This window comes from Flavobacterium phragmitis (assembly GCF_900112575.1).
GTDB lineage: Bacteria > Bacteroidota > Bacteroidia > Flavobacteriales > Flavobacteriaceae > Flavobacterium > Flavobacterium phragmitis.
Genome location: NZ_FOMH01000007.1, coordinates 181,733 through 196,458, shown reverse-complemented (window position 1 = coordinate 196,458; position 14,726 = coordinate 181,733). Strand labels below are relative to the sequence as shown.

At 30.6% G+C, this 14,726-nt stretch carries 12 protein-coding genes and 1 tRNA gene; 6 read left to right on the top strand and 7 right to left on the bottom strand.

Features of this window, described 5'->3' with window-relative positions; all coding sequences use genetic code 11:
• Window positions 1-116 precede the first annotated feature (116 nt).
• The 6 genes from gapS4a to BM289_RS13950 all read left to right on the top strand — a co-directional run bounded on the left by gapS4a (window position 117) and on the right by BM289_RS13950 (window position 8,264).
• The gene (gene gapS4a, locus BM289_RS13975; protein WP_091494549.1) at window positions 117-1,073 is read left to right on the top strand and encodes a GapS4a family protein; all 957 of its coding nucleotides are present in this window, start codon (window positions 117-119) and stop codon (window positions 1,071-1,073) included.
• Complete coding sequence (gene gapS4b / locus BM289_RS13970) at window positions 1,066-2,184, top strand: GapS4b family protein (protein WP_091494547.1); 1,119 nt, start codon at window positions 1,066-1,068, stop codon at window positions 2,182-2,184. The genes gapS4a and gapS4b overlap by 8 nt, the downstream gene beginning before the upstream one ends.
• A gap of 284 nt (window positions 2,185-2,468) precedes the next feature.
• Window positions 2,469-3,503, top strand: coding sequence for a PIN-like domain-containing protein (locus BM289_RS13965; protein ID WP_091494545.1), 1,035 nt, complete (start codon window positions 2,469-2,471; stop codon window positions 3,501-3,503).
• An 8-nt stretch (window positions 3,504-3,511) separates the two neighbouring features.
• Window positions 3,512-5,764: a helicase HerA domain-containing protein gene (locus BM289_RS13960; RefSeq protein WP_091494542.1), complete on the top strand. Its 2,253-nt coding sequence runs from the start codon at window positions 3,512-3,514 to the stop codon at window positions 5,762-5,764.
• A gap of 2 nt (window positions 5,765-5,766) precedes the next feature.
• Window positions 5,767-7,137, top strand: coding sequence for a DNA double-strand break repair nuclease NurA (locus BM289_RS13955; protein ID WP_091494540.1), 1,371 nt, complete (start codon window positions 5,767-5,769; stop codon window positions 7,135-7,137).
• Window positions 7,134-8,264 carry a DNA methyltransferase gene (locus BM289_RS13950; protein ID WP_091494537.1) on the top strand — a complete coding sequence of 377 codons (1,131 nt, stop codon included), beginning with the start codon at window positions 7,134-7,136 and terminating at the stop codon, window positions 8,262-8,264. The genes BM289_RS13955 and BM289_RS13950 overlap by 4 nt, the downstream gene beginning before the upstream one ends.
• 67 nt (window positions 8,265-8,331) lie before the next feature.
• Here BM289_RS13950 and BM289_RS13945 read toward each other — a convergent pair whose 3' ends face one another.
• The 7 genes from BM289_RS13945 to mce form a co-directional block, all read right to left on the bottom strand.
• Complete coding sequence (locus tag BM289_RS13945; RefSeq protein WP_091494535.1) at window positions 8,332-9,366, bottom strand: DUF3871 family protein; 1,035 nt, start codon at window positions 9,364-9,366, stop codon at window positions 8,332-8,334.
• Window positions 9,347-10,210, bottom strand: a complete 864-nt coding sequence (locus BM289_RS13940; RefSeq protein WP_091494533.1) for an AAA family ATPase — start codon at window positions 10,208-10,210, stop codon at window positions 9,347-9,349. The genes BM289_RS13945 and BM289_RS13940 overlap by 20 nt, the downstream gene beginning before the upstream one ends.
• 134 nt (window positions 10,211-10,344) lie before the next feature.
• Window positions 10,345-11,706, bottom strand: a complete 1,362-nt coding sequence (locus BM289_RS13935; protein ID WP_091494531.1) for a DUF3987 domain-containing protein — start codon at window positions 11,704-11,706, stop codon at window positions 10,345-10,347.
• A gap of 122 nt (window positions 11,707-11,828) precedes the next feature.
• The gene (locus tag BM289_RS13930) at window positions 11,829-12,623 is read right to left on the bottom strand and encodes a hypothetical protein (RefSeq protein WP_091494529.1); all 795 of its coding nucleotides are present in this window, start codon (window positions 12,621-12,623) and stop codon (window positions 11,829-11,831) included.
• Between the two features lie 73 nt (window positions 12,624-12,696).
• Window positions 12,697-13,914 (bottom strand): site-specific integrase, encoded by a 1,218-nt coding sequence (locus tag BM289_RS13925; protein WP_091494527.1) that lies wholly within the window; start codon window positions 13,912-13,914, stop codon window positions 12,697-12,699.
• Between the two features lie 180 nt (window positions 13,915-14,094).
• Window positions 14,095-14,171 (bottom strand) — tRNA-Ile (locus BM289_RS13920).
• A 147-nt stretch (window positions 14,172-14,318) separates the two neighbouring features.
• Entirely contained in the window at window positions 14,319-14,723 is a 405-nt protein-coding gene (mce, locus tag BM289_RS13915) for a methylmalonyl-CoA epimerase (RefSeq protein ID WP_091494525.1), read from the bottom strand.
• Between the last annotated feature and the right edge of the window lie 3 nt (window positions 14,724-14,726).

Below are 14,726 nucleotides of genomic sequence, written 5' to 3'. Positions count from 1 at the left end.
GTGAAGTTAAATTTTTTAAATATTATATTCCAACTTTAATTTTTAGAGCTCAAAAAATAAAATAATTTAAAAAATGAAATAATTCAAAATGATTAATTATTTAAAATAATATTGTAATGGGAGAAACATCCAAAAGAAGTGGTGAACATGGTGAAGATATAGTTGAAAAATTTTTAAAAGAAATCATAGGCTATTCTAATATCCAAACCAACGAATCTATCAATTGTGTTTATGAAAAAAAACATGTAATAGCTACTGCAAAAACAAGAACAACACATGGCATAGATGCTTTAGTTTACAGTAGAAATAATTTAAAAGATAATAACTTAGAAATAGGGGTTATTTCTATTAAACATACTATTGATAAATATCCAACTCTTACAACATTTGAAGCAAAATTTCATGAATACTTTAAAGAATTAGTATATACAATTAACTGTTACAAGAAAAGTCCACTAAGTTCCATAGTGAATAAATCAAATATTGCAGAAGGTGTTACCAGTACTGATTACGTTGGCATACTATTTTGGCTATCTAATAAAGATAAATCTCAAGATGATGAATGGAATATACGAAAAAAAATTACTTCAAAAATTACAACTGTTGAGAATGATGTTTACGACAAAATATTAATAATAGATAATGACATTTTTGAATTTTTATTTGAAAATATTCTGTCTGTAAAAAATACTTTTGAGAAAGTAGATTTTATATATCCTAAAACAGGCTTTAACATTTCAAGTAATAATTTAGGATACGGAAGCAAATTACCTCTATTATACTTAAGCTCTAATATAATCCCCTTAAGAATAGAGGATGAAGGTAAAAAAATTCTATATCTTTTAATAAAAGATAAATTTACAGAGGATAGTTTTATCACTTTAATAAATCTAGCCAAAAACATTAATAGCTTACAAACTACAGATCACACTGTTTTTTCATTTCCAAACTATAATAAAAGTGATCATGAGCAAATGATAAAAAAGGTCTTAGCATTAACTAGTATCGATGAAAATTTAAAAAATCAAATTAAAGTTGTTAAACATAAAATAGATTTCAGAAATAATGAATAATATACTTCCCAATGGTACAGAGTTAAGAGATTTACTTTCTCAATCTTTTTTAACAACAAATCATATAAATAAACTTCTGAAAGAGAAGGGAATTATTACCCAGAATTCAGATAAAAATGCAACTTTTCCAATTTATATGTCTTTATTACTTTCCCCTGAGGAATTTACTTATCTGTATGAAAAAAACAGTGAAAAAGAAGAAAAAGATAAAGTTAAAACGGTAGTTATACCTATTGATGAGAATATAGATCTAGTAGATTTTTGTGTAGATTTAAATATTCATGAAATCTTAAATGAAAAATTGACCTATAAACCTAGTTATGAAGTTCTAGGTAGTCCAAACCTAGTTATTAATAATGATGAAATAAATTTTGATATAGAACTAAAGTCTACTTCAAATATCAAGGGTTGGTCTAGTAGAGAGTCCCACCATTCAGCTTCATTAAATTTCAAGAAGGAAGCTGATAAACTTATTGTTACCAAAACATTTACTTCTAAAGACTCCGAAAAAGTAATAGATTTTGCTTTAGATAATTACGAACAGACACTTTCCAATAATAATTACATTAAAAAAGGCAAAAAAATACACAGGATTTTATTTGGGGATTTTACAAATGAAAATAGATTTAGTTACTTTTATTCATTCGCTAAAGATTTTAGAAGCACTTTAATATTTGAAGAAATTACAGATATAGATATTCTTCCCGACTACGAAGATACTAGTGTATTACCTGAAACATTAAAAGATTTTTTAAACAACGTAAATAATTTAAGTTTAAAAGGAAAGAAGTTACAAGATCATATTTTTATTACCCAAAATGAAAATCACAATTTTATTCAATTAAAATCAATAAAATTTAAATATAAATTGGACAAACTGGGCTGTGACGGAAATTGTATAATTGAGTTTGAATTTCCAGACAAGAAAAATATGAACATTTCTGAATTCCAGTTTAATATTTCTAATTTATCAATTGACAAAAAGGATAAAGAACATGTAACAATTTCAAGTATTTCAAAAAAAATCAACGGTGTTCTAAATAAACATAAACTTGATAATTACGAAAAATTTAAAATAGATGAGGAAGAAAAGGAACTCACACCATCTTAATTCTGTTTAATTTACCTATTAAAAAACAGTGATTACCCACAAATATGATTAATAAAAATTACCGCCATTGATTGCTTTTAAAATAATTTTTGCAACTCATTTTATGAGCTTTAAAAAATTAGATCTTAATTCCTAATATACTTTGACAAGAGGATTACGGCTTTCGGAACAACTTACATTTATGTAACTTGAGAATGTTATTTTTTTTAACAATAAACATTATATTTGAGAATTAGAAGCTATTTAAAATGTCCTATAAACTTAATATTTAAAGTCTTAAATTAATGAAAGATAAGTTCAGTGAATATTATAAATTAAACGAACCCCAACTCAAGGAGCATTGGGAAAAAGACATCTTTTGCTTTGATGCAAATGTTTTATTAAACTTGTATAGATACTCGCCTAGCACAAGAGAAGCCTTCTTTAGTTTATTAGAAAAAATAGAAGGCCGTATTTGGATTACTTATCAAGCCGCTTTCGAATACCAAAAAAATAGATTAGTTGTAATAAATGCGCAAAAAGAGGCTTACAAAGATATTCGTGAAACTTTAATAAAAAAGAAGGGTGAAATAGAGGCTAAACTAAATAGCTTCAAAAAACACCCATACTTACAAACTAGTGAATTAAAAAGGCAAATTGAATCTGCTTTTAATTCAATAGGTCGTGACTTGGATACACTAGAAAAGAAACATCCTGATTATTTAGACAAAGATCCGGTTTGGGAAAAATTAAGTGCTTTATTAGAAGGTAAAGTTGGGGATGATTTTACCAAGGATGAACTTGAAAAATTATATCGAGATGGAAAAAAACGATATGATGAAAAAGTTCCTCCAGGATATATGGATATGAAAGAAAAGCAAAATGAAGGTAACCGCTCTTTATATGGAGATATTATTGTTTGGAAACAAGTTATTGAAAAAGCTAAGGCTGTTGATGGTTCCATAATTCTTATTACTGATGACTTAAAAGAAGATTGGTGGTACAAATTCAAAGGAAAAACAATAAGTCCAAGACCTGAATTAATCAAAGAATTCAAAGAAGAAACGACAAAAAGAATTAATATTTATCAAGCTGATAAATTTCTTGAAATGGCTAATAAAAATCTATCTCAACATACTACAAAAGAAGCTATTCAGGAAGTTAGAGATATTCGTTTGGCAGATGAACGAGACATTGAAAAAGAAATAAGAGAATTAGAAATGCTCTTTGAAGATAATGGTGATGAAAATTTTAAAGAAAATGCAAGGTTATTTATAGCCAATAAAGAAACCCCTTTTGAGAAAGCCATAAGAATTTCTTCGGAAGAACAAAATAAATAACTAGAAATATGGAGCAATTTGAAAAGTCAATTGATGAATTACAAAACAAGCAACCAGAATGGGATGCCAAATCTATATTTTCCAAACTAATTCAAAAAGACCAGTTGGTAGGCGACCTATATTCTATTAATTATGATGAGGGAAAAGTTTTAGTACATGATTTTCATAGGCAGAAAGTTGGTGGAATTCCCAGTCTTAGCTTTCTAATTGCTACTCGAATTAATCCTGAAAATGAAATCGATTATAAAGACGAAGATGCTTCAATAATTCTTCTAAGGGTTATGGATGCTGCACAAATCCCACAAGATAAAGAGGCAGAAAGTATAAGGATAAATACAAGTCAGCGAATTAGTGGAGAAGTTGATAAAAATTGGGATGGAGAAGAATCAATGGATTTAAACACAAGACATGTGCTCAGCTTCTCAGGGGTTTCTTGTAGAATTGTTGGAACTTTTTTCCTTGAAGAGGATGAAAATAAGCCTCACGATGGTCTTAAATTAAAATTTGGAAGTGATATTTCAAATTATTACTCAAACAAAGGCTTCAAAATTTTCAAACCAAATGCAGAAGCATTAGAAGAAATTGTCAATTATTGTGATCCATTAAACCTTAAATCACATATCGAAAAATATGGAGAAACAGAACGTGTTAAATTAGGCTCAGTAAGATATGCATCTACAAACCGAAAACATCAGCAAGTAGATAATGTACCCGTTTTTATCTATCCAGCAGATTTATTATCACAGAAATCGGCTTTATTTGGTATGACAAGAACAGGTAAATCAAATACAACAAAAATTATTTCTAAGTCCGTATTTGAATTGCGGATTCCTAAAAGTAAAGAACATAATTCAATTCGAATCGGACAAATCATTTTTGACCCTAACGGAGAATATGCAAATGAAAATGTTCAGGATAAAGATGGAGGCGGTAATCCCAATGCACTAAAAAATATATGGAGACAAAATTTCAAACTTAAAAAAGAGTCAGATGATTTAAAGATCAAGTTTCACAATGAAAAAGATCCTAAGAAAAAGAGAGAAATATGGGATGAAATTAAATCAATCGCAGAATCTGAAGTTGTAACTTATGGTATTTTGAAGCATCCCAAAGATCCTTTTAGAAGATTAATGAAAATCAATTTTTTTGAAGACGATAATCTACAAATAGGAAAAGAAATTATTGATTTCAAAATCGCAGATCAATCTGCTCAATATTTGAAAAACTTTAGGCAGATTGCTTTTAGCAAACCTATTGAAAGTGATTATGATAATCAAGGTGAATATCAAGGACAACTAAAAAGATATGAAAGAAGATGTCTTGTATATAGAGCGTTATTAAATAAAGCTGGTTTTACACCTCCAAAGAGAACTGTTAATATAAGCGGGAGTTTTAGTGAGGAAATAAGAACAGCCATGATAAACCACGTTGACACAAGGGCTCCAAAAAAACAAGGCTTGATTAATGGAGCAGGCGCAACATTAGGTCTAAAAGATGTCTCGTGGGATAGTTTATTTCCTGCCTTTGAAGGATTATTCCATTTTTTATCAACTGCAACTTTTAACACATTCAACCAAAATTACATACTCAATAGGACAAATGCAAATGATGATGATTCTACTGGTGAAGGATGGGCAGAAGCAGAACTGGAAAGCTTGCTTGAAATGTTCAATTATTCTAAAGCAATAAATTTAATAGGAGGCGTTAACATTCAGCATACTATAGATGTAGGGACTGACTATGCTAATGATATTTATAAAGATTTACTTCAAGGTAAACTTGTGATAGTAGACCAATCTAGTGGAGAACCAGAACTGAATAAATCTTCAGCTACTCGGATAATGTGGCACATTTTTAAAGGTAACCAAAGTGCGTTTAGAAATGGAGATGAAGATATTAAAGAAATTCTTGTTTATTTAGAAGAAGCTCATAATATCTTACCTGCTGGAAATGATTTGGATCTTTCTGATGTTTGGGTAAGAACAGCTAAAGAAGGCTCAAAATACCGAATAGGTATGGTCTATGCTACCCAAGAAATAAGTAGTATTCAAAAAAACATATTAAAAAACACAGCTAATTGGTTTATTAGTCATTTAAATAATACTGATGAAACTAAAGAACTTAAGAAATATTATGATTTTGCTGATTTTGAACCTTCAATTAGGCGTGCACAAGACAAAGGTTTTTTAAGAGTAAAAACTCTTAGTAATATGTTTGTAATTCCAGTACAAGTTGACAAATTTGAGATAAAAACAAAATAATAATGAGCGATAACAATTTTGTAAATGGTCAATCTTATGAACCTCTAAGAAGACTTCTCTCGGATTCTAAAATCCAAGAATTACAAACGCAAATTAGGGTAAATAGTAATATCGAGGAAACAAATTGGAATGAACAAACTATCAAATTACAAGATCTAGAACAATCATCATGGCAACCAAAATTATTAATTGCTATTGATGGCGACTACAGTAAATCTATTATACAAAATGGATATCCTGGCGCAGAAATAGGATATATTACTGTGTCAACTGTGGTAATTTTGCTTGAGAAAGTAAGAGAGCTTGAGAAAGAACAATTTGTAGATCCAAAAAAGTTTCGCGAAACTGAACAGCCAACTTCCATTGATAGTCTTTTCGTGGGGTGCAATGTTGTTTTACAGGGAGAAGATTGTGCTAAATCTTCTATGCGAAAAATACTCTACGATGAACTCAAAAAAGTTCAAATCTTTGGAGAAACTGAGACAATGTTAGACACTTATGAATACTTACTAAAGGAAAGAGTGGCAAGCGGAAGACCTTCTAAATGTCCTCATGATAATTGTAATGCAGATTATGAGTTTAATATTGGAGAATACAAATGTAATACTTGTAATGGAAAATTATATTCAACTGATGCTCTCAGGCTTCATGAGCTATTGAACTCTTCTGGAACAAGTGGTGAAATGTATGGTCAAATAAAAGAAACATTCAAAAAATTACAATTAATACACTTGTTAAGATCGTTCGAACAACAACCAAAATATTTTTCATTATTAAGAGACATAGCCTTTTTTATTGAAGGAACTTTAGCTGTTTTCAGCACAGCTTCTTGGCTGGCAAAACCAATAAGAACAGAATTAGAAAGATTAAATACAAAAGTTACCGAGGAATTCGGCTCAAACCTTATAATCCTAGGAATTGAAAGAACAGGAAGCTTTGTTAATCATTTTTCACAGATTGATGTTATGCAAAATGGATCTAATAATAACTTCCCTAATCAATCAGCTTTTCTTATAGCTAATAAATATATAAAGGAACATATTGTTTTTAATGAGCATCCTGAGTATGTATACTTAGAGGATACTTCTTTTGGCAGAAAAATCTTTTACAAAACGAAAGTGGGTCATAGAGTTGTGGCATCAATTGCTACTTATAATAATTATCAATCAAATCTTGAAACTGCTTTTCCTGCTCAATTCCCAAGATTAGTAGAAATACTTCAATTACTAGATAAATTGGTATCAAATCGTTATGAAAACTCAGTAACACCTTTGGCAACTGCTCATGCAGAAGCAGCTATTCCTTTGAATTTAGGAAAATCAATATTTGATAAAATAGCAAGAGAAATTAGAGCTAATTCCAATAACAAATGATTAACATTGGTAAAATAGTAAAAGGACGACAGGCTGTTGAATCTCGTTGGTCAAAATTTGGTCCATACTATGCTATGTTTCCAATAGATTTCGCCTTCAATGTTGTAAAAAAGTATTCCAAAAAAGGTGACTACATAATCGATCCGTTTGCAGGAAGGGGTTCTAGTATTTTTGCTGGAGGAGTACTTGAACGACATAGTTTAGGAATTGAAATTAATCCTGTTGGATGGCTCTATGGCTCTACAAAGTTAAATCCTGCAGAGCAACAATTAGTTCTAGATAGATTAACTTTTGTTTACAAATTAAGAAATCATTATACAAAGTCTATAGAGAAACTACCGGAATTCTACCGATTTTGCTACTGTGATGAAGTACTTAAATTTTTATTGGCCGCTAGAAAAAATTTAAATTGGCAAACTGATAAGGTGGATGCTACACTAATGTCAATTATTATAGTCTACTTACATGGAAAACTTGGCGAAGGTTTATCTAACCAGATGAGAATGACTAAGTCCATGGGAATGAACTATTCCATACAATGGTGGAAAGAAAAAGGCTACTTACATCCTCCAGAAATAAATCCTTTAGAATTTATTACTAAAAAAATTAAATGGAGATATAAAAATGGAACACCAAAAATTACTGATAGCTCTATACTGTTTGGTGATAGTTCAGATGAGTTAGAAAAAATTGCACAAAGCGCAAAAGAAGACGAAATAAAATTTTCATTATTGTTCACTTCTCCACCATATTGGTCAATAACAGATTATTATGCAGATCAATGGTTAAGACTATGGATGTTAGGTGAATCTGCTATTCCTAAATCAAATGCACACAAGCACAAAGGAAGATTTGGTTCTAAGGTGGAATATTATAATCTTTTAGATAAAGTTTTTGGATATTGTTCAAAAATTATGAATGAGGAACGTAGTACAATATACATTAGAACGGATGTAAGGGAGTATACATTTAATACGACATTAGAAATATTAAAAAAACATTTTCCATTTCATACCGTTGCCATAAAAAAACAACCTTTTAAGAAGAAGACTCAGACGGAAATTCATGGAAATTCTTCTAAAGAATCTGGAGAAGTAGACATAATTTTAACACATAAAGTTAAATAATTTCTTTTTAACAAGCATACTAATTAAAATATTTAAGAACCCAACCCCTAATGGAGTTGGGCTCTTCTCAACTCAAAAACCAATGATAACTATTATTATCATTTAGTGCCTTAGAAATACCATTTGAAAAATCAAGAGCATTTATATTCCTATCTAAAAATGTATCAATATAACTACTCTTATTAGCCTGAGTGAACAGATTATACATATTCCAAAGATTAAGCTCTCCATTAAAATCTCTTCCAAAGTTTTTATCTTCATAATAATCTCTAGCAACAGTATTGAGTTGTCCATCATTAAAATGCAATGCTGGAATATTTATCTTGTCTTTCTTCGGTAGATGCTGATAAAGCTTACTTCTACCCAATAGAGTTGCAAATTGATGCTCTGAAAGAGAGTACTCAGAAAGGTTCTTCATTTCTGTCAAATGTTTTTCAGCATTATAATTCTGAAGTATCTCCATAATTTTTGACTGTAATTCCACATAACTAGTAACTCTCATCTCTTCAGCAAAACCATCTGTACTTACGCATAAATTGCAACAAACTTTTACCTGAAACCCAACAAAGAACTTGAACTTCTCAAAAGATTTCTTGTTATAAAGGTTTTCCAAATTATAACTTCGGACTCCGCCTATTACCAAAGACATTTCATTACCATTGATTGTTTCTGTGATACTAGGGATTCTGATGATGAAAGCCATCCTTTCAAAATACTGAGTCCTCTCATGATCAAGCAAATCTTTTGCTTGCTTTTGTATCGCTTCGGGAATTCTACCTTTTATTTCATGGGAAACTCTTATTTCAGGTTTATCAAAAACATGATTAGGAAAAGCTCTACTTGTACATCCTTGAACAATTTCTATAAACTCTTGATGCGCAATTGTTCTTTCATTGTCCTTAGAGAATACTGGTATTACGCAATTATTCTTTAAGTGGCTTAAATTCACTTCCATAGTATTTGCTTCAATAAAAGGCTTCGGAAGATACAAGGCACTAGAACTAATTGTATTATCATTCCCTTTTAGAATTTTATTTTCAGGGATTACAGATTTTATTTGTAATTCCCTCTCTTGGCTAATTTCAAAGATACTTGTGTCCATTTGAACTAAAATTTTGTTGGTTAGTTAATCCTTCTAAATGTATTTTCTTATCAGTGAATTGTGTTTTTAATGTTTCCTGATAAGATGGATTTTCATTGTACAGCTTTGTTAACTCAGAAACAGATAATGCGCTTTCTATTTTATCCAGCATTTCTTTAATAGAGGTTGGTTTTACGTTACACCAATCTAAAATTCGTTTACCTGTTGCAGGAGTAATAACAAACTCTGGCTTATTAGCAAATAAAGAAGTTCTATCCTTACTCGCTCTTACTAAATGATTGTCATTAATCAGTTCGAAATTGACCGTTAATTCATACTCAAATCCTTCACGTGTAATTTCCTTAGTTCCGTGCTTTACAACTCTAGATTTCCCATTTTCTGATTCCATACTGTAATCAATTTTTCTTCTCACTGTTGTAATGATATGGCAACTAGAATTTAAGATCTTATCAATAAAAGCCTGATGCCTTGGTGTAATAATTGCCCAATCTTGAAATCTACCTCCAAGCTTTTCATGTATTTCCAAACAACCTCCCGCACCATTCCACTCATGAGAGATCGAATCCACTACAACCACAGAGATATTGGCTTTTTCACATAGCTCAATGGCTTCTATGTATCTTTCAGGAGAATATGGTGCCGACAAATCAATGACATTGAAATTGCCTAAATCTGAGTATAAAGATGCAGAAGAGTTTTCTGTATCAATAACTGCTATTTTGCTCCAATCATTAGTCATTCCGTAGGCTAATAAAAGTGCTGATTTGGTTTTTCCAAACCCTGAAGCCCCACTAATCCCTAAGCGTAGCTTTACTTGTTTTCTTTCGGATTGTTTTAATTGCATAATTTTAATCTTTAAAATTGTTAATATTAAGTTGAATGTTTTTTCATAAAAAAAGCAGATACCTCACGATATCTGCTTGAATTGATTTACTTCAGAGTTTGCAGACTTTGCAAAGTCTGCAGAACTGCAATTTATTATTGTTTTATTATTATTTTTTCATATTGACCAAAGCCTGTCTTTTTCAAAATCTTTTGCTTTTCCCATTTTTTTAATATTTCATCAAATGTTCTCTCAGGAACAGAACATTCCTTTGCAACCTCCAAACCTTTAATTCTTCTAAATGCATTTGGTAATTGATTTAAAAGATTCCTCTCAGCCATTGTCAATGAAACAACCTTTTTTTCATATTTATCAAAAACTAGAAGTGAATGGTCTATCAAATTCTTAACCATCAACAAACTAATTTTCATATCTTCATCAATAGCTTCAAAACATATTTTTTCAGGAATAGTAATTCTTTCTTTGTTTCTTAATATCGTTAAGATCATGCATATCCTAAAACAGATTAATCCAAATCTCTTAATTACTGATAAAAAATCAGTTTTATCATTTTCTGCAATGATATTTAAAGCCATCTTCATTTTCTCCTGAAATCTATCCCATTGGTCTTCCGTAAGAGTTATTTCTACACCTTTACTTTGCTTCAACTTTTCATGAATCTCAAAAATTAGCTTTGATTGTTCCTCAAAAAAATCATCATAATTGACTCTATGCGCTTTAGGAGATACATCTTTCCAACCACTTATCTCATCAAAGCCATAAAAAACAAACCTACTTAACAACCCATTCTGTTTAGACTCAATTAATGGCTTTACTTGGTCTGGTGTCCCAGATAAAACAATAGATAATTTGGGCTTTTTAATTTCTATAAATCTGTCATCACTTTGCCTACTAAGTGATAAAGTCTCATGCTGAAAAGACTTTCTTAGTAAATCAGAGAAATTTCCCCAATCTTGTTTTAACATATTTGAAAGAGAATCTGCCTCAGTTTCAAAAATCAGCAAACTATCATTTGCTTCTTCCAAATGACTGTATAATTTTGATGAACTAGTATTTGCAGGAACTATTTTTAATTGTGACTTTGGTTTTTCTCCTCTAGTTCTTTCTTCAGACTGTTTCCATCTAATCCTATTTGCATTAGTTTCTTTAAGTAGTTTTTCATGTATTGGCTCAACTAACTTTTTTGACCAATTCATTGTTCCTTTTCCAGAAGCGGGAGGAGCGATAATAAAGACATAAAGATTAGGATTAAAAGTTCTTCCATCATAAAATCCATACACATTAGGAAGAACTGAACTTATTACTCCAATTGATGATAAAAGAAGAATATCCCTTTCTCTACCTTCAAATTTTTCAGTAATTGTTTTTAATGGCTCTGGCAAGTTTTCAAACACCTCATCTGGCATCTTTTTATTTAAACTTACTAATTGCGCAGAAGATGATGAGCTCTCAAATTCTGCTGTTTTTAAATCCTCTTTTTTAAAATTTGTTTCCATTTGTAAAAATGTTAAATTACACAATGAGCTTTTCCCATTGTTTCGTTCACAAAATTACATCGAATGTAGAGGGTAATTTGAAACAGAAAAAACCAAAAATCTAGACTTTTTTGTTTCAAAAACTAAACATGAAATATGCTTGGCCTATGTGTTAGATAATGCCTAAAGTTTTTAATGTCTATAGACTCTAAAGTATCAGAAATATTATCATACAATAACTCTAGTGTTTGGCTATTATTAGTTGGAACTTGGAAGATATGAAAAAATGCCCCTATAAATCTTAATGTGTCTGCACCTTTATCAAACTTTGATTCAATAGCATTATATAATGTTCGTGCATAATCAATTTTTATTTTTTCTCCTAGCTTAGGAAGTCTTACCTGATTAGTCATTGAAAGGATTTCTGCTTTTCTTTCTTCAAAGTTTTCTTTCTTTATATCATAACCCAAACAAATAGCCTCGTATAGATCTCGTAAAACAAAAAAATTATTAACTGTTGTAGTGCCACTAAAAGAGGATTTGAAAGAAAGGGAATGTAAGTCTCTATAATTTTCAGCAAAAAGAAACTTTTCTAACACATCAAAAAGGGATTTATAATTTTCTTTTTCCAAATCAAAATCCCTTACTAAATCATCATCTTCGTACATTGTTAAAGCTGAATTCCATTGAGACTGTAAAGCACACCCAATGGTAATAAATTGTTGTAATGATATATCTAGAATATTCAGTGCTAATAAATCTACAAGCAACTTCTTATTCTTGGTGGGGATTTCAGCCTTTTGATGGTGTGCAAAAAATGGCTTCACTACTGAACTAATTTCCGGAAGTAAATCTTGAAAACTTAGTTCACACTCCTCTATTGCACTAGTGCTATATTGACTATCATCAGCAAAGTTTTTCCATTTATATAAAGCCATCTGAAATCGTTTTTATAAAATTTTATTTGCAAGGTCTGCAAAATCTGCAAACTTTGCAAAACCTTCAAATCAACTATTCTGACATATCAAGCTTTCTGGATAAAAGTTCCATATGCTCACTCACTTTTTTCTGTACAACTTTTGCATAGTATTCTTGCGTAACAGTAACTTTTGAATGCCCCAAAAGCTCACTCACAATTTCCATAGGCACATCATTGTATAAAAGTACTGTAGTGGCAAAAGTTTTTCTTGCGGTATGATGTGTAAGCTTCTTTTCAATACCTAAAACCTCAGCAATTTCTTTAAGATAAGAGTTAAACTTCTGATTACTAATCCTAGGCAATATAAAAGAAGAGTTTTCAGAACAATACCTCTCTATTGTGCTAGTGGTCTTGGATAATATTGGGACAGAGACTAGCTTTTTTGTTTTCTCTCTATTTATTTTAATCCATTTATGACCATCAAAACCTATTACAATGTGTTTATGTTCAAGTTTTGACATTTCATTAAATGCCAAGCCTGTATAACAGCAAAAAATAAACATATCCTTAACTTGCTGAAGTCTTTGTTGAGCAAATTGATGTTTTTCAAGCTTGTCTAATTCTTCAGGAGTTAAGAAAACAACTTCTTTCTTTGCCCTCTTAACTTTGTACATCAAAAATGGTTCTTTCTCCAAATGATCTTCTGAAATAGCAATTCTCACTATTCTTCTAAATCTTTGAATTGTTTTGTTTATAGTAGCCTGACTTAGATTTTTCTCAGTTTTAAGAAAGAACTCATAATCAAGAAGAAATTTTAGATTAAGATCTGCAAATTCATAGTCTGTCTTCTTAAACTGATATTTCAAAAAGGCTTTCAACAGCTCTCGTGCTTGCCTAAACTTCCATAAGGTACCTATCACATAATCTTTACCTACTAATTTCTCCATTTTATCATTATGCTCTTGAAACAGTACCAAAATAGTTTTGTTCGATTTTACATTTTCTCCCTTATACTGTAAATAAATGTCTTCTATATCAAAGTCATCTTGTTGAACTTGTAGAAATAAAAAAGCCTGATTAATTTTATTCTTAATCAGGCTCATTTGGGTATTTATGTAATTATTGTCTTCATTGGGTGGCTTAGCTAATTGCTCATCATTAAACCAATATTCAGGTTTTATAAACAATCCAGTTGAAAATGGTTTTCTTTTACCACTAAATGTGATTCTGCATTTTACAGGACATTTACCCCGTTTGTTTGTTTTTACCTTATCCAATAAAAACAAAATTGATATTTTATTGATTTTCATAATAGTAATAATTTAAAAGTGGGGTACCTATTTTAATTTTTGGGGTACCTAAAAGAATGCCTTTTTTTAGGCTTGTCTCTATTGAAGTGATTTGAGAAAAGGGCATGAAGTTCTGCAACCCTTGAGTTTACTGCAAAAAAAACGTCCAGACAATCATTTTGAAAGTCTGGACGAATAAGCTGGTGGTCCCACCTGGGCTCGAACCAGGGACCACCTGATTATGAGTCAGGTGCTCTAACCAGCTGAGCTATAGGACCGGTTTAGAGGTTGCAATATTACTACTATTTTTCATTCACTCCAAATATTTTAAGACATCATTTGAATTTAATTTAAAATCTTTTGCAGAATCTGAAAAACGAAATTGATTTTCAACACCTTATTTAAAAATTAAAATGACATTTTTTTCAGTTAATTTCTTGGCAAAGTTCCACCAAAACTCCATTTGTGTTCTTTGGATGCAGAAAAACAACCAATTTATTGTCGGCTCCTTTCTTCGGAACTTCATTTATCAGCACAAAACCTTCATTTTTCAATCGGGAGATTTCTGCTTCGATATCATCAACATCAAAAGCGATATGATGAATTCCTTCTCCTTTTTTTTCTAAAAATTTAGCAATCGGACTTTCTGGATTGGTGGCAACCAAAAGTTCTATCTTATTGTTTCCCGTTTGAAAAAAAGAAGTCAGCACACCTTCGCTTTCTACAGCTTCCATTTTATAAGACGGAACACCAAGCATTTTTTCGAACAAAATATTGGCATCGTCCATGTTTTTTACTGCAATCCCGATATGTTCAATTTTATTTACCATCGT

What these genes read in the sequence shown, in the direction of transcription:
- gapS4a (WP_091494549.1), top strand. Translation starts at nt 117, where the DNA reads ATGGGAGAAACATCCAAAAGAAGTGGTGAACATGGTGAAGATATAGTT.
- gapS4b (WP_091494547.1), top strand. Translation starts at nt 1,066, where the DNA reads ATGAATAATATACTTCCCAATGGTACAGAGTTAAGAGATTTACTTTCT.
- BM289_RS13965 (WP_091494545.1), top strand. Translation starts at nt 2,469, where the DNA reads ATGAAAGATAAGTTCAGTGAATATTATAAATTAAACGAACCCCAACTC.
- BM289_RS13960 (WP_091494542.1), top strand. Translation starts at nt 3,512, where the DNA reads ATGGAGCAATTTGAAAAGTCAATTGATGAATTACAAAACAAGCAACCA.
- BM289_RS13955 (WP_091494540.1), top strand. Translation starts at nt 5,767, where the DNA reads ATGAGCGATAACAATTTTGTAAATGGTCAATCTTATGAACCTCTAAGA.
- BM289_RS13950 (WP_091494537.1), top strand. Translation starts at nt 7,134, where the DNA reads ATGATTAACATTGGTAAAATAGTAAAAGGACGACAGGCTGTTGAATCT.
- BM289_RS13945 (WP_091494535.1), bottom strand. Translation starts at nt 9,366, where the DNA reads ATGGACACAAGTATCTTTGAAATTAGCCAAGAGAGGGAATTACAAATA.
- BM289_RS13940 (WP_091494533.1), bottom strand. Translation starts at nt 10,210, where the DNA reads ATGCAATTAAAACAATCCGAAAGAAAACAAGTAAAGCTACGCTTAGGG.
- BM289_RS13935 (WP_091494531.1), bottom strand. Translation starts at nt 11,706, where the DNA reads ATGGAAACAAATTTTAAAAAAGAGGATTTAAAAACAGCAGAATTTGAG.
- BM289_RS13930 (WP_091494529.1), bottom strand. Translation starts at nt 12,623, where the DNA reads ATGGCTTTATATAAATGGAAAAACTTTGCTGATGATAGTCAATATAGC.
- BM289_RS13925 (WP_091494527.1), bottom strand. Translation starts at nt 13,914, where the DNA reads ATGAAAATCAATAAAATATCAATTTTGTTTTTATTGGATAAGGTAAAA.
- mce (WP_091494525.1), bottom strand. Translation starts at nt 14,723, where the DNA reads ATGGTAAATAAAATTGAACATATCGGGATTGCAGTAAAAAACATGGAC.